General features: G+C 56.5%; 3 tRNA genes. All 3 read left to right on the top strand.

From position 1 onward, the window contains the following. Positions 1-12 precede the first annotated feature (12 nt). Positions 13-89, top strand: a tRNA-Ile gene (locus FVV99_RS18480). 91 nt (positions 90-180) lie between these two features. Continuing rightward, a tRNA-Ala gene (locus tag FVV99_RS18475) sits at positions 181-256 on the top strand. 125 nt (positions 257-381) lie between these two features. Further along, a tRNA-Ala gene (locus FVV99_RS18470) sits at positions 382-470 on the top strand. The last annotated feature ends 156 nt before the right edge of the window (positions 471-626 follow it).

Genomic DNA, 626 nt, shown 5'->3' with positions numbered 1-626 from the left:
TGGTTGAAAGCCGGGTCTGTAGCTCAGTTGGTTAGAGCGCACCCCTGATAAGGGTGAGGTCGGCAGTTCGAGTCTGCCCAGACCCACCAATATTTCGCTGGAGACAGCGTTGCTTTTTCCCTCGTGTAGCAGGCTACACGTCGGCAAAAAGCGCCTTGTCACCAACGAAATTACATGTTCGGGGCCATAGCTCAGCTGGGAGAGCGCCTGCCTTGCACGCAGGAGGTCAGCGGTTCGATCCCGCTTGGCTCCACCACTTTCCCTGAGAAAGTCTGGATGAGCTCAGCTGGGAGAGCGTCTGCCTTGCACGACAGGTGGTCAGCTCGGAGTCGCGCACGACTTCGATCCCGGTAGGCTCCACCACTTTCCTTGAGAAAGTCTGGATGAGCTCAGCTGGGAGAGCGCCTGCCTTGCACGACAGGTGGTCAGCTCGGAGTCGCGCACGACTTCGATCTCGGTAGGCTCCACCACTTCTTCCCAACAGTCGATTCTGCAAGTCCACAGTCCCAAGCCAGGTTGGCCGCAGGTTAACGCCGGTTTGTGACTGTCGATTGACAGTGGCTCTTTAACAACATGAATCATGCTGACATGAAAGATACGCTCTCAAGCGTGTCCGGCAATTATCG

This window comes from Aidingimonas lacisalsi (assembly GCF_008079445.1).
GTDB classification, from domain to species: Bacteria; Pseudomonadota; Gammaproteobacteria; order Pseudomonadales; family Halomonadaceae; genus Aidingimonas; species Aidingimonas lacisalsi.
This window is presented reverse-complemented; position numbering and strand designations above follow the sequence as displayed.